The 22,874-nt window shown below is 52.0% G+C and carries 14 protein-coding genes; all 14 read left to right on the plus strand.

Annotated elements, in window-relative coordinates; all coding sequences use genetic code 11:
* The first annotated feature begins 45 nt into the window (after window positions 1-45).
* The 14 genes from BLW29_RS15170 (at window position 46) to BLW29_RS31615 (ending at window position 22,806) form a co-directional block, all read left to right on the plus strand.
* Window positions 46-1,458: an ABC transporter substrate-binding protein gene (locus tag BLW29_RS15170; RefSeq protein WP_090980945.1), complete on the plus strand. Its 1,413-nt coding sequence runs from the start codon at window positions 46-48 to the stop codon at window positions 1,456-1,458.
* A 425-nt stretch (window positions 1,459-1,883) separates the two neighbouring features.
* Window positions 1,884-3,299 (plus strand): ABC transporter substrate-binding protein, encoded by a 1,416-nt coding sequence (locus BLW29_RS15175; RefSeq protein WP_090980947.1) that lies wholly within the window; start codon window positions 1,884-1,886, stop codon window positions 3,297-3,299.
* Between the two features lie 70 nt (window positions 3,300-3,369).
* A complete protein-coding gene (locus BLW29_RS15180; RefSeq protein ID WP_090980949.1) occupies window positions 3,370-6,342 on the plus strand; it encodes an extracellular solute-binding protein in 2,973 nt (990 codons plus the stop codon).
* Window positions 6,343-6,367: 25 nt separating this feature from the next.
* Window positions 6,368-7,318: a carbohydrate ABC transporter permease gene (locus BLW29_RS15185; protein ID WP_090980951.1), complete on the plus strand. Its 951-nt coding sequence runs from the start codon at window positions 6,368-6,370 to the stop codon at window positions 7,316-7,318.
* A gap of 14 nt (window positions 7,319-7,332) precedes the next feature.
* Window positions 7,333-8,196, plus strand: a complete 864-nt coding sequence (locus BLW29_RS15190) for a carbohydrate ABC transporter permease (RefSeq protein ID WP_218147109.1) — start codon at window positions 7,333-7,335, stop codon at window positions 8,194-8,196.
* 12 nt (window positions 8,197-8,208) lie between these two features.
* Window positions 8,209-9,636: an SMP-30/gluconolactonase/LRE family protein gene (locus tag BLW29_RS15195; protein WP_090980954.1), complete on the plus strand. Its 1,428-nt coding sequence runs from the start codon at window positions 8,209-8,211 to the stop codon at window positions 9,634-9,636.
* A complete protein-coding gene (locus BLW29_RS15200; protein WP_090980955.1) occupies window positions 9,633-10,277 on the plus strand; it encodes a Yip1 family protein in 645 nt (214 codons plus the stop codon). The genes BLW29_RS15195 and BLW29_RS15200 overlap by 4 nt, the downstream gene beginning before the upstream one ends.
* A 9-nt stretch (window positions 10,278-10,286) precedes the next feature.
* Window positions 10,287-12,527: a DUF5696 domain-containing protein gene (locus BLW29_RS15205; protein ID WP_090980957.1), complete on the plus strand. Its 2,241-nt coding sequence runs from the start codon at window positions 10,287-10,289 to the stop codon at window positions 12,525-12,527.
* Between the two features lie 2 nt (window positions 12,528-12,529).
* On the plus strand, window positions 12,530-13,399 hold the full coding sequence (locus BLW29_RS15210) for a carbohydrate ABC transporter permease (protein WP_090980959.1): 870 nt from the start codon (window positions 12,530-12,532) through the stop codon (window positions 13,397-13,399).
* A gap of 19 nt (window positions 13,400-13,418) precedes the next feature.
* The gene (locus tag BLW29_RS15215) at window positions 13,419-14,408 is read left to right on the plus strand and encodes a carbohydrate ABC transporter permease (RefSeq protein WP_090980961.1); all 990 of its coding nucleotides are present in this window, start codon (window positions 13,419-13,421) and stop codon (window positions 14,406-14,408) included.
* Window positions 14,409-14,463: 55 nt separating this feature from the next.
* On the plus strand, window positions 14,464-15,459 hold the full coding sequence (locus BLW29_RS15220) for a Gfo/Idh/MocA family protein (protein ID WP_090980963.1): 996 nt from the start codon (window positions 14,464-14,466) through the stop codon (window positions 15,457-15,459).
* The gene (locus BLW29_RS15225; RefSeq protein WP_090980965.1) at window positions 15,456-16,325 is read left to right on the plus strand and encodes a sugar phosphate isomerase/epimerase family protein; all 870 of its coding nucleotides are present in this window, start codon (window positions 15,456-15,458) and stop codon (window positions 16,323-16,325) included. Before BLW29_RS15220 ends, BLW29_RS15225 begins: the two co-directional genes overlap by 4 nt.
* A gap of 69 nt (window positions 16,326-16,394) precedes the next feature.
* Window positions 16,395-18,269: a heparinase II/III domain-containing protein gene (locus BLW29_RS15230; protein ID WP_090980967.1), complete on the plus strand. Its 1,875-nt coding sequence runs from the start codon at window positions 16,395-16,397 to the stop codon at window positions 18,267-18,269.
* A gap of 328 nt (window positions 18,270-18,597) precedes the next feature.
* A complete protein-coding gene (locus BLW29_RS31615) occupies window positions 18,598-22,806 on the plus strand; it encodes a fibronectin type III domain-containing protein (RefSeq protein WP_218147110.1) in 4,209 nt (1,402 codons plus the stop codon).
* The last annotated feature ends 68 nt before the right edge of the window (window positions 22,807-22,874 follow it).

Genomic DNA, 22,874 nt, shown 5'->3' on the forward strand with positions numbered 1-22,874 from the left:
GAAGCAACTGATTTCGCGAGAATGTAAGAGAGGATGTAGGTCACGATGAAAATGCTTTTAAGCAATAAAAAGCTTGTTTCGTTCATGCTTGTCCTCATGATCATCATCATCATGTTATCGAGTGTCTTATTTATCAAAGGGACCCGTTCGAGTTCGGAGGCCATTGCAGACTTGACGGATTTGCAGCAGGATTCCAAGAGCACGGCGAAGCATGGCAGCAGTCCTGTAACGATAAGCTTCTGGTTCCCATGGGGCGGGGGATTTCAGAAAGAATTTCACGATACGGTCGTCGTACCTTTCGAGAAAGCAAACCCCGATATTAAAGTCAAAATGAGATTTGTCGAGAATTCCGATAATTCTCAGGCTTCCGATAAACTGTTAACGGCCATCGCGGGAGGCAGGGCACCGGATGTCGCCATGCTCGACCGATTCCTAGTCAGCGAATGGGCGGCGATGGGGGCATTGGAGGACTTGTCGAGCGATGTGACTCAGGATGGCATGGCTAGCCTCTACTATCCGAATATTTGGCCGGAAACGCAATATAACAATAAGACATTCGCCTTGCCATGGAACGTGGACAGCCGTGCCATGCTTTACAATAAAACGATGATGGAAGAAGCCGGCCTTGATCCCAATAAGCCGCCAACCACGATTGCCGAGTTAGATGCCATGGCTGAGAAAATGTTCAGCCTCAATAAGAAGGGCAATTATGAGCAAGTGGGTTTCGTTCCATGGATGGCGCAAGGTTTCTTGTATGCGAATGGATGGAATTTCGGCGGTCAATGGGAGAACCATGGAGAACTGACGCCCAACAATCCTGAGAACGTGCAGGCGCTGGAATGGATGCAGAGTTATGCGAAGAAGTATGACCCTAAGAAGCTGGCAAGCTTCTCGGATACAATCAGGCAGGCCGGGGTAAACCCATTCGCTTCCGGGAAGGTCGGATTTATTTATGAAGGGAATTGGTTGTTGAATGATCTGGATGACGTGAGCTTCGACTGGGGAATTGCGCCTATGCCAACCCAAGAAAGCGGTCAATCGGTAACTTGGGCAGGGGGCTGGTCGTTCGCCATGCCGAGTGGCGCGAAGCATAAAGAACAAGCCTGGCGATTTATCAAATACGTGGCGGGGATCGAGGGCTCGTATCTCTGGGCAGGCCGCGGCCAAACCTATGATTTGAGCAGTATTCCGGAAGTGAATAAGAAGCTGGGCTTGGATAAGAAGAAGAACTTAGAGGTATTCGTTAACCTGCTTGACCATGCATATATTCGTCCGGTGTCGCCGATAGGCGGATATATGTGGGATGAGCTGTACCGGGTGCAGAAACTGGCTGTCAATTTACAGGGCGAGCCGAAAGCGCTGCTGGCCGAATTGAAGCGGAAACTCGATGCTCACCTCATTGAAGTGAAGGCCGAGGAGCGCAGCAAGACGGAGCATCCCACGCCGGACACGTTATAGCCTAGCAGTACCGTATCTAGCTGAAATGTTGCATAACAGGCAACATTTCCAATGCAAAAGGAGGCTAGTGGCGAAAATGTTGCACATAAGTCAACATTTTCGTCCAAACTAGCCTCCTGACTGCGATTCCATAGCCAAATGTTGCCTATCGCGCAACATTTGGCTGTTTTTAGTTCATACGGGCTGGAAATGTTGCAAATCAAGCAGCATTTATTAGCGAATACCCTCACTTTTGCCGCTGAGGAGGTGATCTGCTCCGTACGTTTGGGAGCCGGCGCCATCTTTTTACGAGAAAAACCATATCAAGTCAAAATAGTACACTAAATGCAAAAGCAGTCTCGTTACCACAGGAAATAAAAGCGTTTACACTGAGAACGTGTAGCGACGAATACCCAGTAAAACGAGTTAATAGGAGGAGAAAAGGTATGGAAGCTCTAGCTTTGAAACCGGGCATGATTAAGTTTTTCATTGCTGCACTATCGGTAAGTTTGGTATTGACAGGCTGTGGGGGTACGAATGGCGAGAATGATGGAACGAATACGACCGAAGCGAACAACGCATCGAGTACAACAAGTCCAGACAATACGGCAAGCCCAGACAACACAGCAGCCCCGGACAATACAGCGAGCGCAGACAGCGATGAGAAAGTTACACTCGATTTCTGGGGCTGGGGTGGCAAGTTCCAGACGGACTACACCAAGATCGTCATCAGCGAATTCGAGAAATTGCACCCGAATATCAAAGTGAAATACATTGCCGAGCAAGGGATCGAGAAATTAACGACGCTGATTGCCGGAGGCACGCCGCCGGATGTGGCGCTGCTGGATCGCTTCATGGCCGGAGCATGGGCGGCTAAAGGCTCGATCGAGAGCTTGAACCCCTACCTCGAGATTGACGCCGATGTAAGCGCGGACGATTATTATCCAAGCGTATGGGCCGAAGGAAATTATAAAGGCGAGCTGTATGCGATGCCGTTCGGCACGGATAACCGCGCCATGTATTATAACAAAACCTTGATGAAGGAAGCGGGTCTTGATCCGGAGAAACCGCCGACCACGATCAGCGAGCTCGATGCGGCAGCGGAGAAGATCTTTAAGAAAACGAGCAGCGGGTACGAACAAGTCGGCTTTATTCCATGGATGAATCAAGGCTTCTTATATACGCAGGGCTGGAACTTTGGCGGAGAATGGGCGAAGAACGAGGAATTAACGCCGAACGATCCGCAAATCGTGAAAGCGCTGGAATGGATGGCCGGCTATGCCAAGAAATACGACATGGCCAAGATTAACAAGTTCAACGACGTCATGGGCAAAACGGGCATTAACCCGTTCTGGACGGGCAAAGTCGGCTTTGTGTTCGACGGCAACTGGATCTTGAACGATCTGACCAGCAATGCCAAGGTCAAACCAACCTTTGAGTGGGGCGTCGCTCCGATGCCTTCCGAAGACGGTTACGCGCAAACCACTTGGGCAGGCGGCTGGTCGTGGGTTATGCCTAAGGGAGCCAAGCATCCTAAAGAATCGTGGGAGCTCCTTAAATTTATCGCCGGTTATGAAGGCACGCTGCTGTGGGGTAAACGCGCCGATGCCGGCAACGATATAACGGCGATGCCGAAAGTAAACGAAGAGCTCAAGATCACGGAAAAAGAAAAATTGAAAGTATTCGTAGATTTAATGGAAATCGCGCATACCCGTCCTGTTACCCCGGCAGGTCAGAAATTGTGGGATGAATCGTTCAAAGCCTCGGATGCAGCGCTCAATGGAAAAGGCGAGCCGAAGAAGCTGCTCGATGAAGCGAAGAAGAATGTAGACAATGAGCTCAAGAAATTAACAGCCAAATAGAAGCATAGGAACGAAAGGGGTAGGAGCCATTGCTACCCCTTCCTACTTGAATGCAAAGAGGTGAGGATTGTTGAAATGGCATTGGAATGATGCATGGAAATGGAAGAAAGTCATGCTTATATCAATCACCTTTCTTGTTTTCTCGGTCACTTTTGGCGATACCATGCAATCCTATGCCAGCGAGCGTTTACGGGATCGCAATCAGAATCAAGGCGTACCGCAAGCGGATTTAACGGATATGTCCGTTGACGACATTCTGAAGCCAACCTATGGGAAAACGTTAGGCGTGTATAAGGAGAAGGGGTATAAGAAGGCCGAAGCCTTCGAGGCCAGTCTGCAAGCCGATCACTATTCAGCGTTCGGAGGCGTTAAGCCAAGAACCGAAGCAGTTGAAGGTACCTCCTCCGCACTGATATGGGAGAAGGATACGGAATGGCTGGAGTGGACGATTGAAGTTCCGGAGGATGGACTTTACAGCCTCGTGGCGAGCTACTATCCGCTAGCCGGGAAGAGGCTCCCGATCCAGCGCGAGCTGCTCATCGATGGGCAGAGTCCTTTCCGCGAAGCGCAGCGGATCTATTTCACCCGCAACTGGATGGATGCAGGCAAACCGCTTCAGAACAATCAAGGCGATGACGTTCGGCCGAAACAAATCGAGAAGCCGATCTGGATGGAAACCGCGATCATGGATGGAAACGGTCTGTACTCAGAGCCCTTTCAGTTCTACTTCGGTGCAGGCAAGCATGTGATTCGCATGAATTATTTGGTTGAAGCGATGGCGCTGGATGAAATACGTGTGACGTCTCCGGAGCAATTGCCTGGTTATGGCGAAATCGAGAAGGGCTACGAAACACAAGGCTTCGAGCCGGTACAGCAAGTGAACGTGAAAGTGCAAGCGGAGAACAATCCGATGAAATCCGATCCGACGATTCGCCGAGAATCCAATGGCGATCCCTTAATGGAACCGGCAGGGGACGGTACGAAACTACTGAATGCATTCGGCGACTGGCGCTGGAGAAAAGGCGGACAGAGGGCTTCATGGACGTTCTCGGTCCCGAAGGACGGATTATATAAGATCGGCATGAAATTTGGACAATGGTGGGGCGATGGGTTACCGTCTTATCGCCAAATTCTCATAGATGGGAAGGTTCCGTTTCAAGAGCTGGCCGAGTATCCGTTCTCCTATTCCCGAAACTGGCGAATTGAAACCCTTCACAAAGACACGGAAGACGGAGATGCGCAGCCGCTGCTCATGCATCTGACTGCAGGCGAGCATACCATCACGATGGTGGCGGTTGTCGGGCCTTATCAGTCCATTGTCGAGAACTTAACGGCGGATACGCAGAAGCTATCCGATCTATACAGGCGCATTATTATGGTCACCGGACCGACGCCGGATCCAAACTTCGAATACGAGCTAGGGAAGAAGATTCCTAAGCTTATCGATGATTTGAAGATCATTGCCGATGATTTGCTTGTCCAAATGGATGCACTGAATGCCATATCGGAGAAGGAACCGAGTACGGTAAACAGTCTTCGTATGATGAATCATACCTTCGAGAAAATGATCAAGAATCCCGATTCGATTCCGAGGCAAATTTCGGAGCTCAGCAACAGCCAGACCAACTTAAGCACGCTGCTGATGGGCCTCCAGAATGTCCCGCTCGTGCTGGATTACCTGCTGGTCAGCTCGCCGGACACGAAGTATCCGAAGGTGAAATCAAATTTCTTTCAGAAGTCCGTCAGTACGGTGAAGAATTTCATCGCGTCCTTTACGAAAGACTACACCGGCGTCGGCAGCGTCTACGACAAGGACCAGCCGGCACAGGCAACAGGTCCGGTACTTGAGGTATGGGTGTCTCGGGGCAAAGAATGGGCGGAGATCATGAAGGAAATGGCGGAGGAAGAGTTCACGCCTAAGACCGGCATACGCATCAACGTGAACACGCTCCCGGCCGGACAGCTCAATTCGGGTTCCGTCAATACGCTGCTGCTCGCGGCGAGTTCAGGCAAAGCGCCGGATGTCGCGACCGGAGTCGACTCCCATTTGCCCGTCGAGTTTGCGATTAGGGATGCTGCCGTTGATTTAGCCCAGTTTCCGGATTACGAGGAAGTGAGCAAACGGTTTCTGCCGGGCTCGCTGATCCCGTTCCGCTATAACGGCGGGAATTATGCGCTGCCGGAAACGCAGGATTTCAACGTATTGGTGTATCGCAAGGATATCTTGAAGGAGCTTGGCGTGCAGGTTCCGCAAACCTGGGAAGACACATATGCCATGCTGCCGATCCTGCAGCAGAACGGTATGCAGATGTATTATCCGATTTCTTCGCTCGGCTTCATGCCGTTCCTCTATCAGAACGGAGGAGAATTCTATCAACAGAACGGAGCGAAGTCGGCGCTTGATTCTCCGGAAGCCTTCCAAGCCTTTACGGAATGGACGGAGCTGTACACCAATTACAAATTTCCGGTTGCCGCGAACTTCTTCAACCGGTTCCGTACAGGGGAAATGCCAATAGGGATATCGGATTATCTAACCTACGTACTGCTCTCTACGGCAGCGCCTGAGCTGATTGGCCGCTGGGGCGTAGCACCTTCGCCGGGACATATCAATAAAGAAGGCAAGATTGATCGTACGAGCGGCGGGGTTGCGCAATCCGTAGCCATCTTCAAGCAATCCAAGCATCAGAAGGAAGCTTGGGAGTTTCTGAAGTGGTGGACGAGCAAGGACAGTCAGGTGCAATTCGCGCAAGAGCTGGAAGCATTGCTTGGCGTCGAGGCCCGCTGGAATACGGCTAATATGGAAGCCTTCACGCAGCTGCCTTGGCCAGAGGATGACTTGAAGGCACTATCGGAGCAATTGAAGTATTACAAGGAACAGCCGTATGTGCTTGGCGGATATTTTACGCCTCGGAACATCGATAATGCTTGGAACCGCGTCGTTCTAGGCGGAATGAATATAAGAGAGTCGCTGGAGCAGGGAGTCAAGGATATTAACAAAGAGCTTAGAGCCAAGCAAAAAGAGTTCGGGTTCACGCCGGATTAATTGTGAAGGCACGAGGAGGAGCGGTATGCAAAGCAGTGTAGAAGTGAATAATCCGCTTCAGCTGAAATCACAGAAGGTAAGCCGATTCAAATTATCCCAGGCCGGCCGAAAGGCTGCGCTAGGTTACTTGTTTCTGAGTCCATTCCTCATTCTGTTCATCGTCTTTACGGTTGTCCCAGTCGTTCAATCCGTCTATCTGAGCTTCACCTATTACAACATGCTTCAACCGGCGAAGTGGGTCGGCCTCTCGAATTACAGCGTGTTGTTCTTGGAAGACGATATCTTCATCAAGTCACTGAAGAATACGTTTATCTTCGCCGTCATAGCAGGACCGCTGAGCTACTGTCTCTCTTTCCTGCTCGCCTGGATCATCAACACGCTGCGCGCCAAAATGCTCTTCTCGCTCGCTTTCTATGTGCCGTCGATTACGAGCGGGATCGCGTTATCGATCGTCTGGCTCTATATTTTCTCGGGAGACCGTTACGGATTATTGAACAACTGGATGCTCAGCTGGGGCATGATCAGCGAACCGATCCTGTGGACGACCGACCCGGATACGATCATGCCGGTGATCATCATCGTTTCGTTATGGATGAGCATGGGGACCGGCTTCCTGGTCTTCCTTGCAGGCTTGCAGAATGTATCGCCCGAGCTCTATGAAGCGGGTTCGATTGACGGCATATCAAGCAGATTCCAAGAGCTGTGGTTTATTACGCTGCCCTTGATGAAACCGCAGCTCTTGTTCGGCGCGGTCAACTCCATCGTCGCCGCCTTTGGCGTATTCGACATTGCCGTGGCCATTGCGGGCATGCCAAGCCCGAACTACGCCGGGCATACCATTATCTCGCATCTCTTCGATTATGCTTTCATTCGGTTCGAGCTCGGATACGCATCTTCCATCGCGGTCTTCTTGTTCTTCTTGACCTTCGGATTAGGGCGAATCGTAATGAAGCTGTTATCATCCAAAGAACAATAAGGGGGCCAAAGGACGTGACGGTAAACTATGCGAAATTTGCGGCCCGCTTTAACCGGGGACTGTTGTACCTAGTCATGATCGCGCTGGTCGGTTTTACGGCCATGCCGATCATTTACATGGTATCAACCGCCTTCAAGCCGCTGGACGAGCTATTTCTTTATCCGCCGAGATTTTTCGTGCAGAAGCCGACGATGCGCAGCTTCTATGATTTGCTGACTGCAACGGACAGCTCGATCGTGCCCTTCTCTCGTTATATCTTCAACAGCGTATTCATTTCAATTTCCATCGTAGCGGCAAGCTTGTTCGTATGCAGCTTGGGCGCCTACGTGCTCTCCAAATTCAAGCCGCCGGGGGCGGGCTTCATCTTCGCCGTTATTCTGTCGGCACTGATGTTCTCGCCGCAGGTGACGCAGATCCCGACTTACTTGATCGTGTCGAAGCTGGGTTTAGTCAACACGTACTGGGCATTAATACTGCCGAAGGTCGCGGTTGCCTTCAATATCTTCCTGATGAAACAGTTCTTCGATCAGATTCCCGATGCCTTAATCGAAGCCGCGCATATCGACGGCGCTTCGGAATGGAAGATCTTCTGGCGCGTCATTATGGCGGTGAGCAAGCCAGCCTGGGCAACCTTGGTCATCTTCACCTTCATCGGCAACTGGAATGATTATTTCTCCGCGCTTGTCTTTACGACAAGTGAAGCGATGAAGACACTCCCGCTGGCCATCCAAACGCTTGCCGGGGGACCTGGGGTTGTTGCGCGCTCGGGCGCACTTGCCGCAGGCACGTTCTTGATTACGCTTCCGCCTATCTTAATCTTCCTGCTGTTTCAGAAGCTTATCATGAACACGATGGTCCATTCCGGGATCAAATCTTAGGGGGCGGACACGATGATCAAACGTATCTCAGCAAGCATAATCGGCTGTTGTCTGCTCGTTCTGCTTGGAGCTTTACCCGCCGCCAATGCATTACCGCAAATGTCGTATACGCTTGATCCGATGTATGGCTACAAAATTCCGATTCCGCTCACGTACACGGTAGACAATGTCATTCTCGATGTCGGCACGCCTGGCTTAAATAAACCAAGCGACTTGTTTATCGACGAGAAGGGACAGTTGTATGTCGCGGATACGGATAACAATCGGATCGTGAAACTAAACAACGACGGGAAAGTGCTGGGTATCTATGGCAAGGAGCAGGGCGTCGAGCTCGACCAGCCTAGCGGCATATTCGTCGATACGCTTGGCGATATGTTCGTAGCGGACACGGGCAGCGGCAAGGTCATCCATTTGTCGCCGGAAGGGAAGCTCGTCGAAGAATTCGTGAAGCCGGAGTCTTCCTTGCTAAGCGAGGATTTGGAATTCGCCCCGGATAAAGTCATTATGGATCGGCGCGGTTATTTGTACGTGCTGAATAAGACCGACTACAGCGGCTTTATGATGATCGATGCCATGAACCGGTTTCGAGGCTATATCGGAGCCAACCGGGTTCCTTTCGATTGGAAGAAGCTCCTTATTCGCGTACTGGCAACGCCCGAGCAGAGGGAGCAGCTCAACAATGCGGTTCCGCAGCAGAATTCCAATCTGACCATTGACAGCAAGGGATTCATCTATGCGCCAACCGTGCTGAGCAGCGGCGATCAGCTGAAGAAGTTCAATGCCATGGGGGAGAACATCTACACCAAGAAGTTCTTCGGTGAATCGTCAATTGACAGCGGAACGCTGGAGCTTCCTTATTTCGCCGATCTGGCGATTGATCAGTATGGCATTATCAATGCGCTGGATGCCATGTCACGGAAGATCTATCAGTACGATCAAGAGGGAAATTTGCTGGCCGTATTCGGCGGTCAAGGCGATGCGAAGAGCAGGTTCGAGTATCCGTCGAGTATCGTTGTCGATCAAGCAGGCACCATCTACGTGCTTGACCGAGATCGGAACAACATTCAGATGTTCAAGCCGACGCGGTTTGCAGAGCTCGTCCATGAAGCCAGTCAGCTGCATTATAACGGCCGTTATCAAGAGGCATTAGTCCCTTGGAAGGAAGTTCTGAAGATCGATGAGAATTACCCGTTAGCCCATCGCGGCGTGGCCAAAGCGCTGATGAAGGAAGAGAAATGGAAAGAGGCCATGAAGGAATTCAAACTGGGCGAAGATCAGGATGGGTATTCGAAGGCCTTTGCCGAGTACAGGCATGACTTTATGCGCGAATATCTCGGTTGGATTCTCATCGCTGCCGTTCTCATCATTTACGTGATTTATCTCATCGTGAAATTCATGATTCGCATTACGAACACCGTCATTAGGAGGTATGGCTATTGAATACAGCAGCTGTGAAACAGTCCGGTCTGCGTTCGCTGCGGCTCGGGGTAGCCATTCTCTTCCATCCGGTGGATGCCTTTGAAGAGCTGCAGAAGAAGAAACATCTCATGTCGGCAGTCGTGCTCATTCTGCTCACCTTATGTGTTCGAATCGTCACGATCTATATGACTAGCTTCCATATTACGTCCCTGCAGCCGGAATACGCCGATTTGAACTTGGAAATCATCCGTTTCGTAGTGCCGCTGATATCGGGGGTTATCGCTTGTTATCTGATTACGGCTATTATGGACGGCGAGGCGTATTTCAGCCAAATCTTAACGGCGATGTCCTACGCCCTCATTCCGTATATCGTATTCGCGATTCCGCTCGCCGCGATTTCCTTGGTGTTATCAAGAGGCGAGCTGGGGCTGTACAACAGCATCAATCTCATCATCTGGTTATGGGTCGCGCTGCTTATCTTTATCCAGCTGAAGGTGCTGAATGATTATTCCTTCAAGAAATCGGTAGGCGTCCTCCTGCTGTCCATATTTGCGTTTATCACCTTCTGGGGAACGGTTGGTCTCGTCTTCTCCCTGACGAATCATGTCCTGCAATTCGTACGTGAAGTCTCCATTGAAATCAGATACTTGTGGGAGAATTAAGGGGGTACCATGATTACGAGAATAGCGAATCGCAAAACCATCTATGCAGCAGTCGTTGCCGTCATTGTGGTGCTTCTGGTCATCATTGCCTTACCTTCGGTCAAGAGTGCCATTGCCCGCGCGCAGCTGGAAATGAAGCCGAAGAACGAAGTGGTGGAGGCTGCGGCCGATACGCCAACCAGTGATGCAGAGCAGCAGACGCCAACCGAATTCAAGAAAGTGGGGGAAACCGAGCGGCTTGAGCTGCTGTTCCGTTCTTCCGATTCGGCGATTGTGGTGAAGGATAAGAGCAATGGCTATACATGGCAATCGGCCGTTCCGATTCAGGACGCGGCAACGGAAGGCAATGATCTATGGACCGCTAGCAGCCAGTCTATCTTCCACATGACGTTTACGGATCCGAATTTGCCGGCGCTTGAAACGCAGGAGACGAACTCGGTGATCGAGCAGCCGAAGATCAAGACAACGGCGCTGGATAACGGAATATCCGTTCACTATGAATTGCCAAGATTACAGATCAGTTTCGATATGATTTTCGAATTGAAAGGGAATGCCCTGGAGGTCACCGTTCCCGGCCAATCGATCCAAGAAGCAGAGAATAATTGGCTGATGGCGATATCGCCTCTTCCGTTCTTCGGAGCGGCCTTGGATCATGATCAAGGCTATGCGATTTACCCGGATGGTCCAGGAGCGCTGTCGACCTTTAAGTCGAACCATCCGAATTATTTAAATCCCTACAAGGCAAGCGTGTATGGTTCGGATACGATCTCATTCAATAACTATCAACGGCAGCAGAATGCGCTGTTGCCCATATTCGGCTTGAAGGTGAACGATAATGCTTTCCTCGGCATGATCACGAAAGGCGAGTACGATGCGAACATTCTGTATTCGCCGAGCGGTTACTTGATCAATATGAATCGCGTATCCTCGGAGCTTGTCTATAGGCGTGAGTATGAAGCGGTGAAGAAGGACGGGAATTTGACCAAGAAACCGGAGAAGCAGCTGCTGCGGGAAGATCATACCATTCGTTATGTGTTCTTTAGCGGCAAGGAAGCGGATTACAGCCATATGGCTTCCGCGTATCGGCAATATCTCATCGATGAGAAAGGGGTCGCTCCGCGCATCAAGAAGGGAGAAGCGATTCCGTTCGGACTTGATCTGCTGATGGGCATTAAGGAAGGCCAAATTCTGTTCGATCATTTCATTCCTACGACATCCTTCGAAGAAGCGCAGGACATCATGGAGGATCTGAACAAGCGGGGAGTAAGCAGCATCTCCGCCAATCTGCTGGGCTGGACCAGAGAGGGCTACTTGGAGTACCCATCCGGCTATAAACCATCTTCGAAGATCGGCGGCACAAGCGGACTAAAGAAATTAAGCGAGTATGCCAAGGCGAATAACGATCAGCTGTTTCTACAGGACAATTACATCATGGCCTGGAAAGGCGTCGACGGCTTCTCTACACGCAGCGATGTCGTTGTCGGAGCGAATCACTTTGCCGTCACGGATCGGTATAGCGAGCTCTTCTACTTGAATGCGGGCAAGCAAAATGAACGTTTTCAAGATAAGGTGCTTGATCCGCTAAGCAAACTGGCGATTACCGGCATTAATTTCGACGGTATCGGTTATACGGACTACTACGATTACAATAAGGCTTACCCGTTGAATCGAGAAGGAACGGCTTCGAAGTGGCTGGAGATGATGGGCAAATCGGTAGACCAGTTTGGCGCAGCTGCGTCAATCGGGGGCAACGGATATACCATTCCCCACTCGTCTCGTTTGTTCAGTATTCCAATGGAAGACAGCGGCTATTTCTTCACCGATGAAACGATTCCGTTCTACCAAATGGTCGTGCACGGGCTGATCCCATACTCGGGTGATGCGCAGAATTTATTTTACGATCCGCGGCTGCAGTTTCTGAAGATGGTGGAATACGGCTATATGCCTTACTACCAATTTACGAAGAAACATTCCGAGGATCTCAAAGACACGTATTACAGCGATTTGTTCAGCTCAGCTTATCACAACTGGGTCGATCAAGCGGTCGATCAATACAAAGAGATGAGCGAGAAGCTTCAGCCGGTATGGTCGCAGACGATGGTAGGGCATCGCAAGCTGGAGAAGGACGTCTATGAGGTCGTTTATGAGGATGGAAGTCGACTAATCGTCAATTATTTGCCGCGCGAGGTCAAGATCGATGGTCACCTTGTGCCGGATAAAGACTTTATCGTCGTACCGAAGGGGGGATAAGCATGAGCGAGCGGAGGATGAGTTTAGAGAAGAAGAAGATGCTGGCTGGCTATGTTTATATCGCCCCATGGGCAATCGGCTTCGCCTTGTTTATGTGCTATCCCTTGGTGTATTCCCTGTGGCTTAGCTTTCATGAGGTCGTCGGCGTAGGAAATTTCGAGCTGGAGTCTGTGGGCTGGGACAATTTCAATCGCGCTTTCGTGCTCGATACGCAGTTTATTCCGCTGTTTATCTCGGTCATACAAGATGCGGTCATCAATACGCCGCTTGTACTCGTGTTTTCATTGTTTATCGCGATTCTACTCAACCATAACATTAAAGGCCGAGCATTCTTCCGAGCCGCATTCTTCCTGCCCGTATTGATCGGTTCCGGTCTGGCAATGCAGCAGCTGCTGTATGCCGGGGTAGGCAAGGATACGCTGGTCAACGGAATCGGCGTTCCGGATGAAGTGTTTCTCTATATGGGACCTACTTTCTCGCAGATCGTCTTCGATATGTTAAGCCGGCTCACCGTAATCTTCTGGAAGACAGGCGTGCAAATTCTGCTATTCTTAGCCGGACTTCAAGGCATATCCGTGTCCCTGTATGAATCGGCAAGATGCGATGGCGCGACCGAGTGGGAGATGTTCTGGAAAATCACCCTGCCGCTCATGACGCCGATCATTCTGCTTAATTTGGTCTATACGTGCGTCGATTCCTTTACGGATATCAACAATAGGATGATGGTTTATATCAAAGATACGGCCTTTACCGACATCCAGATGGGGTATGCTTCCGGAATGGGCTGGATCTACTTCCTGTTTATTTTCGTGCTGCTCATTCTCGTATTCGTTTCTACCAAGCGCTTTGTAGTGTACACAGGGGAAAAATAATACAGGAGGTGATTGCAGCGTGAAGTCGATTCCCATTCCGAAATCCAAGCAGCGTGTTGCTGCTGTTACGCAAACAGAGGTGGGCAGCAAAGTAAAGGCGATCCGAAACCACAGCTTGGTAAGCCGAATCGGGAGCAAGAGCCGCTGGATCTCGCTCATCTATCGCACCTTCGTCTATGTCATTCTGATTGATTTGGCTTTCGTGTTCCTTTATCCATTCATCTATATGGTTACGACTGCGCTTAAACATCCGGTGGATCTGATGGATTTTACGATTAAGTGGATTCCGACAAGTCTGGCTTGGGAGAATTTCTATTACGGAATGAAGGGCCTGCAATTCATGACGCACTTCAATAACTCCGCTCTCATTGCCGTCTTGAGCGTGGTCGGCCAGGTGCTGTCCTGTTCCTTTGTTGCTTATGGCTTTGCCCGCATCAAGTTTCCCGGGCGCGAGCTTCTGTTCTTCCTATGCATGTTCACGATGATTATTCCGCCGCAAACGATCATTGTACCTCTGTTTATGCAGTACAAAACAATGGGCTGGCTCGATAGCGTCATGCCGCTCATTGTCCCGTCTTTCTTCGCAGGCGGGCTTCGCGGTGCGCTGTTCATCTTCATCTTCCGCCAGCTGTTCCGCGGGCTTCCTTGGGAGCTCGAGGATGCAGCCCGAGTGGATGGATGCGGCAGCTTCAAGGTGTATTGGAAGATTATATTGCCGCTTACGCCGCCCGCTATTGTAGTCACTATGCTGTTGTCGCTCGTATGGCATTGGAATGATTTCTTCGAACCGTCGATCTTCCTGACCTCGGAAGAGAAATTCACGCTGCCGATGATGCTGCCTCGTCTCTATCAATCGCTGGATACGTTAACGGGCAGCAGCTTTGAAGTCTTCAGTTTACCTGTTGTAATGGCCGCTACTTTCATGGCTCTGCTGCCGATGCTGCTGGTTTATTTCTTCCTTCAGCGCTATTTCATTCAAGGCGTGGAGCGTTCCGGTTTGGTAGAGTAAGAGCTCGGTTCGCGTGTGGAACTTAGCAGTACATTCATTCTTGGGAGGTATGGACATGAATAAAGTACGCATTGGATTCATCGGAACAGGTGGCATTGCAGGGTGGCATGCCCGGCAGCTGCTGGAGCTTCCGGAGGCTGAGATTAAGGCTGTCGCCGATACGAGCAGCAAGAATAGGGAAAACTTCATTGCGAAAAACACCTTGACCGACGTGCTGCAATTCTCGGATTATCGCGAGATGCTGGAGCAGGCGGACATCGATGCCGTTATTATTTGTTCCCCGCACACGCTGCATTTCGCTCAGGCGCAGGATGTACTGCGCAGCGGGCGGCATGTGTTGATCGAGAAGCCAATGACCTGCTCGTCCGAGGAAGCGGAGCAGTTAATGCGAGTTGCGGAGCAGTCAGGCAAAATCATGCAAGTTTCCTACCAACGCCACTTTCAACCGGAATTCTTATATATTCGTAATGCGATCGCGAGCGGAGAAATCGGTAAGCTCACTTCGATTACGGCATCGCTCTACCAGCAATGGAGACAAGGAACGCCCGGTTCTTGGCGGGCTGATCCGGCCTTATCCGGCGGCGGCTTCCTGATGGATTCCGGCAGTCACATCATCGATGTGCTGCTGTGGACGACCGGCCTTACGCCGATTGAAGTGAAGCCGCAGCTGCATATGCACGGCGCCGCCGTCGAGATCGACACGTTCACGTCGATCCGTTTCGCGGAAGGGGCCGTTGCCGGCTTGAACTTGGTCGGGTACTCGCCGTGCTGGCATGAAACCTTCGTATTCTGCGGGGAGCAAGGCGGCGTCTTCTACGATAATGGGAAGATCACGTTGCGCCGCCTCGGACAAGATGCGATCGTGCCGGAGCTTCCGGAGCAGACGACCAATCAGGATAAGAGCTTTATCGATGCGATTCTTGGCCGGCATGAGGTGCTTGTACCGGGCGAGTTTGCCTTGAAGGTCGTGAAGCTGTCGGAGATGATCTATCAAGCTGCCGGCTACGAGCCGCATGCAGACGCAGAAGCGAAGGGGGAGCAATCGGCATGACGATCCAATTAGGAATGCGCATTCCGCCTAGAATTGGGGCGGAAGGAATCGCGAAGACGGCCGCGTGGGCTGCAAGCATTGGGCTTGATGTACTGGATGTATCCAATCTGACTCCCGAAGTGAAGGCCGCTTGCGAGGATGCTCGGATAGGCATCGGATCGATTGATGCCCATCATACAGGACGGCTGCTGAGCCGCGATGAAGGCCGCCGCGAGGAAGCGCTGGAAGCGGCGAAGAAACAATTGAGCTCCATTGCTGCCCTAGGCGGAAGCGTGCTGTTCATGTGTCTGGTGCCTGAGGATCATACCCTCCCGCGCAAGGAAGGTTTCGCGATCTGGAAGGAAACATTTCCGGAGCTCGTACGCCATGCAGAGCAGACGGGAATCTATATTGCGATAGAAGGATGGCCCGGACCTGCGCCGCACTATCCAACGCTTGGCTGTACGCCGGAAATGTGGAGAGCGATGTTCGAGGCGATCCCTTCCAAGCATTTTGGACTGAATTACGATCCTTCTCATCTCGTGCGTTTAGGCATTGACTACCTTCGTGCGCTGGACGAATTCGGAGAACGCATTAATCACTGCCATGGCAAGGATACGGAAATCCTTCGCGAAGAGCAGTACGAGAGCGGCGTTATCACACCAACCTTCGGAACGAAATACGACTTCTCCGAGGGAGCCTGGCGATATACGATTCCTGGTCATGGGGAAGTCGATTGGGGAAGAGTAGCTGTCCGTCTCGATCGGCTTGGTTATGCAGGAGCCGTAAGCATTGAGCTGGAGGATCACCGTTTCTGGGGCTCTATAGAGGCCGAGAGACTAGGGGTTATGAAGGCGACGGAGCATTTGGCTAAGTATTTTAAATAAGAGAAGAGGCAAGCAGCGGGCTGTCCGTTTGCTTGCCTTTCTTTTGGCAGGGTGGAGGTTGAAGATGCTATGCTGGCACAGCGATATATGACTGCGGATCTGAGGGGGATATTGATCTCGCGGGAGAATTACAAGCCTTATCCGACTAGTGATGACCGTGATGCATGGGACGGATTGCCGCTTCATCTGCGTACCTATTGGGTGAATAAAGGCGTTGAGAAGCTCAATTGTGCCTGGAATCCGTTACCGGCCACCGCGTACATGGACTATAGCAGAACGGGCAATCGGTCGCGGTACGATTCGGCTTCATGGGAGCGAAGACGGGATTTGGCTTCCTTGGTCATCGCGGAATGTATCGAGAACAAGGGGCGATTCTTGGATGACATCGTGAACGGCGTATGGTGCATCTGCGAGGAAACGTTCTGGGGGATTCCCGGGCACGGCTATATGATGAAGAGGCAGAGCGCGCTTCCGGATGTGACGGATCCCGTTATTGAATTGTTCTCGGCGGAGACTGGAGCACTGCTTGCTTGGACTTGTTATTTGCTGAGGACTGGGCTGGATGGCATAAGTAAGATGGTCTGCGAGCGGATACAGCATGAGGTAAGGAAGCGGATACTGGATCCGTATTTGGATCGGAACGATCTGTGGTGGATGGGCTTTAATCAAGAGAGGATGCTGAATAATTGGAATCCATGGTGTAATTCGAATTGTTTAGCGGCATTCCTGCTTCTGGAGGATGACCCCGAACGCCGTGAAGCAGCGGTAATGAAGGCGATGCGCAGCTTGGATCAGTATATGGAACGGCTCTACCCCGATGGAGGCTGCGAGGAAGGACCTAAGTATTGGATGTACGCCGGCGGAATGCTGTTCGATTGCTTGGAGCTGCTCTATAGCGCAACGGCTGGCGAGATCAATATTTATCAGGAGCCGCTCATTGGGCAAATCGGACGTTACCTGTACAAAGCGTTTATCGATGATGACTACTATGTTAATTTCGCAGACAGCAAGCCTAAGGTGCAGATTCCGGCAGAGCTCGTCTATCGGTATGGACGCCGCATCGGAGATAGTAAGCTTGCCGGATTGGGAGCCGTGATACTGAGGAAGGAGCGGGAAGCGGCAACCGACCTTGAGTTTTCTTCGATGTCCCGCCTGCTGCCTGCGTTATTTCATTACTCGGAAATCGAACACGATGTGGGAGAACTGCCTTACGTCCGAGAGGCGTGGCTGGATGGCATCCAAATGATGGTGGCCAGAGAGCAGGAGGGGTCGTCCGCAGGGTTATTCGTTGCAGCGAAGGGCGGACATAACGATGAGAGCCATAATCATAATGACATTGGTCATTTCATCGTGTATTGCAACGGCTCTCCGATGATTATCGATCCCGGGGTGTTGACCTATACCTCGCAATCGTTTTTTGCGGAGCGCTATTCGATATGGGCCATGCAATCCGGCTACCACAATGTTCCGATCGTAAATGGCGTAGAGCAAAGGAATGGAAGCATCTATCGAGCTGTTGATGTCGATTGTAAGCTTGATGATAATGCTGCATCCTTAGCGATGGATATCGGAGGCGCCTATCCGGAATCTGCCGGGATTAAGAGCTGGATTCGGACGATAAGTCTCATTCGTGATTCGACCTCATATGTGGAGATCAAGGATGAATTTTTGCTGCAGCAGGTGACGGAGGATATAACGTGGGTGCTGCTGTCGCCTCACCTTCCTCGCCGTGAAGGAGAAGGGAGCTTTATTTTGCAGGATGAGAGTCACAACAAGGTTAGCATCCAATACAACAGTACGAAGTTGGCAGGCTCGGTAGAAACCATTACGCTTGAGGATCCAATTATGCGAGGTGCATGGGGAGAGTACTTGTATCGGATTCGACTTGAATTGAGGAGTCCGAATGACCAAGGTGAATGTAGAATCAGCATGAGTCAGGTTTAGTTGAAGGGCTGTAGGGATCATCCCTATAGTCCTTTTTTTCATGTACAATTGTCCATTTTATAGGAAAAATTCATGAAAGTGCATGAATTCGAAAAAATCATAGTCGGCTGCCAATCCCATAAAGAGGCTTTCCATTATTGTACACTTTCAGCCACTTCTTCCAGCATGTAGCATATAAAACAAGCGTTTGGCAAGCGCTTACATTCCGGTTGGCGAAAGGGGCTGATTGCAGCTTATCAATCTCCGTACACATGCAACATGATCCATGCAGACGTCAGGCAAGGGTATCATCGAGCCGTACACATGATGAATAAGGAGTTGTGATGAAGTGAAAAGATTCAAATTCCGAAAGCGAAAATTAGTTACAAGCGTTGCCCTGATCGTGCCTGTTCTATCCATGCTCTTATCAGCCGTATCCATACCAGTAGCCAGTGCAGCAAGTTACAATATCACCTCATACGGAGCTAATGGCGGCGATACTGCGGATGATACGCAGGCTATCAACAATGCCATTACGGCAGCGTCGAGCGGCGACACGGTGTACTTCCCGTCCGGTACTTATTATACGTCCGGGACGATTGTCGCGAAGTCAGGCGTTAAACTGATCGGACAAAGCAAATCGACAGCCATTATCAAGTATAACGGCACGATGGACAACAATATGATTTCGCTCAGCGGCAAAACCGGCGTTGAGATCGCGCAGCTCACCATCGACGGCAACAGCAACAACCATGTTGTTTCCGGGATCTGGGGCGAGCCCGGCGGCAGTCATTACATTCATGACAATATCATTAAGGATCTGACCAAATCGGATGGTTTCGCGCCGTTTGGCATCCTGCTGTCAGCTTCCTCCGACTCGGTTATCTCCAATAATACGATCTCGAATATCGGCGTCAATTCCGAATGGGGCGCAGGGATTCGTGCCGGCTGGAACTCGAACAATACGAAGTTCCTGAACAACACGATTTCCAACACGGGCCGCGGCGGGATCTTCGCAAGTGACGGCTGTAACGGGGTTGTCGTCAAAGGCAACACGATTACGGGATCGGGCGTCAATGCGCACGGCCTCTCGATCGAGCTGCACACGAACTGCAACAATTCGGTCATTGAAGACAACAACGTCGACCACTGGATCAGCGCCGTACGGTCCGAGTCTATCGCGGTTCGGCGCAATGTCGTTCATACCACGGCCGGCACGGTCAAAGGCATGGGACTCGAAGTTATGGTGACGCACGGCGTGACGACCGACAACTTAGTGGATGGCGGTCAGCAAGTCGGCATGCAGCAATCCCCGGGCACCGGCTACCAATACTGGGGCTACAACACCGTTCAGAACATCGTCATGTGGGGCATGCAGCTTCAAGGTGAAGGAACGGGCGAGACGGAGCAGTTCCAATACTTCTATAAGAATACGTTCAAGAACGGCCCGAACAACAACCCGGCTGCCGCTTATCCCGGCTATGCCGGCAACGCGATCCGGATTCACGGCAATTCGAAGAACCTGACCTTCGACAGCAACATCATCACGAACAACGGAGGCAAAGCGATCGAGATTACGACGGCCTCCGGTACGGATCGGATCAGCTTCATCAACAACACGATTACGGGCAATGCCGGAGCGTCCATCGATCAATATCCATCCGCGGCGGCCGATCTTGAATGGTCAGGCAACACGGTTAGCGGCAACGGAACCAACACGCAGCTGACGAGCCGCGGCTTCAGCGATCCGAAGCCCGTCGCGAATTTCAGCGCCCCGCTGACCGTGCAGCTCGGTCAGCCGATTACGTTCACCAACTCCTCTACGGACAACGGCACCATCGCAGAGAACCTGTGGGATCTGGGCGAAGGACCTCCGTTAACGTCAACAAGCCCGACGTACACGTATCAGACCGCGGGCAACTATCGTGTAACGCTCGTCGTTTGGGATAATACGGGCCGCGCAAGCCTGAAGGAGCAGATGGTCAACGTCTATGCCGGTCCGCCGGATACGCAAGCGCCAACGGCGCCGACGCTTACCTCCCCGTCCAAATCAAACGTAACCGTGGACCTGTCCTGGTCCGGTGCGACCGATAACGTCGGCATCATCGGCTACGATGTTTATAAAGGCGGCACGCTTTACAGCTCTACGTCCGCTACGTCCTTAACCGTCAACGGTTTAACACCTAGCACGGCGTACAGCTTTACCGTTAAGGCGAAGGATGCGGCGGGCAACGTGTCGGCTGCCAGCAACACGCTGAATGTAACGACGGACGTAGGCGATACGCAAGCGCCGACGACGCCGACAGGTCTGACGATTACGGACGTCACGGATACGACCGTCACTCTCGCCTGGTCGCCATCCACCGATAACATGGGCGTAACCGGCTATGATATCTACAGCGGATCGACCGTGGTGGGATCGACGACCGGCGCAATCAATACGTTCAAGACCGTAACCGGGCTGACGCCTAGCACGGCCTATACGTTTAGCGTCAAAGCGAAGGATGCTTCGAACAACGTATCGGCGGCGAGCAGTTCGGCGTCCGCCACTACCGATCCGGCCGCGAATTGGACCGCTTGCGCAGGCGAGAACCAAACCTGCAGCTTTACCGGCACCAAAGAGGTCCGTTATGGCGCCAATGGCAGCTTTAACTATGGGATTTTCACGAACTCGGTCGTTTGCTCGAACAACCAATTCGGCGATCCGGCTCCGGGTGCCTATAAGTCCTGCGAAGTAAATTTAGCCGGAACCGGCAGCAGCGATACGACTGCGCCTACTGCTCCGGGCAGTCTGACTTCGCCGTCCAAAACAAGCACAAGCGTTAACCTGTCTTGGGCTTCCTCGACGGATAACGTAGCCGTAACGGGCTATGACGTGTACAACGGCTCTACGCTGGCAGGCACGACGGCGGGAACGACGTTCACGGTTAGCGGTCTAACCGCAGGGACGACCTATTCCTTTACCGTCAAAGCAAAGGATGCGGCTGGCAATGCATCTGCCGCAAGCAATACGCTTAGCGTCACGACGAATGCCGCTGCGGATACGCAGGCGCCGACTGCACCGAGCGGACTCGCTTCGCCTTCGAAGACGAGCACGAGCGTCAGTTTGTCATGGACGGCATCGACCGACAATGTCGGCGTGACCGGCTATGAGGTATATAGTGGCTCGACGCTGGTGGGAACACCGACAAGCAACTCCTTTACTGTGACCGGTTTGACTGCCAGCACGAGCTACTCCTTCACCGTGAAAGCGAAGGATGCGGCCGGCAACTTATCGGCTGCGAGCGGAGCGCTCGGCGTCACGACGAACGCGGCGACTGATACGCAAGCGCCAACCGCGCCGACAGGCCTCACTTCGCCTTCGAAGACGAGCACGAGCGTCAGCCTGTCCTGGACGGCATCGACCGACAATGTCGGTGTAACGGGCTATGACATTTATAACGGCAGCGTCCTTGCGGGCTCTTCAACCGGCACGACGTTCACCGTTTCCGGCTTGACGGCGAATACGTCCTACTCGTTCACCGTGAAAGCGAAGGATGCCGTGGGCAATATCTCCTCGGCCAGCAGCTCGCTTAGCGTCACGACCAGCAGCTCGGCTGCGGCGAACTGGACGAATTGCGCAGGCGAGAACAATACTTGCTCCTTCAGCGGAACGAAAGAAGTACGTTATGGAGCCAATGGCTCTTACGCATACGGGACGTTCACGAATTCCGTCTATTGCGGCAACAGCACGTTCGGCGACCCGATTCCGGGCTCCTACAAAACTTGCGATGTGAACCTCGGCGGCAGCGGCGGTGCCGATACGCAAGCACCTTCAACACCGGCCAATCTGACCTCACCATCGAAGACATCCACGAGCGTCAGTCTATCCTGGTCGGCTTCGACCGACAACGTAGCTGTAACCGGCTATGATGTCTACAGCGGTACGACACTGGTCGGCTCTGCAACAGGTACGGCATTCACCGTTAGCGGGTTGACAGCGAATACAGCCTATTCCTTCTCTGTCAAAGCCAAGGATGCAGCGGGCAATGTTTCCGCTGCGAGCACATCGATCAGTGTGACGACGAATGCTTCAGGCGGCGGCGGTGCGGGCAGCGTCATCCAAGAGTATTGGACCGGTGTCTCCGGAACGAGTGTCAGCAGCATTCCAACGGGCACAGCGCCTTCGGGCACAACCGTGCTAACCAGTCTTGAAGGAGCAACCAACTGGGCGGATAACTACGGGGATCGTATTCGCGGTTATATCATGCCTGCAACAAGCGGTACCTATACATTCTACATTGCAAGTGACGATGCATCGCAGCTGTTGCTCAGCACCAACAACAGTCCCTCGAACGGTACCGTGATTGCCAGTGTCTACGAATATACGGGCGTTCGTGAATGGAACAAGAACAGCTCCCAGCAATCGGCATCCATTACCTTGACTGCCGGTCAGCCGTATTATTTTGAAATCCTGCATAAAGACGGCGGCGGTGGAGATAACCTGGCCGTCGGCTGGACCGGACCGGGGATCTCGTCGATCACGGTCATCGGCTCCGGTTATTTATCGCAGTACTAAGTTGACTGTGCCTCCGGTCTCGCCTTTGTGGCGGGATCGGAGGATTTTCGTTTTCAACGCCTATCTCC

It is taken from the genome of Paenibacillus sp. CF384, from assembly GCF_900106745.1.
GTDB lineage: Bacteria > Bacillota > Bacilli > Paenibacillales > Paenibacillaceae > Paenibacillus_Z.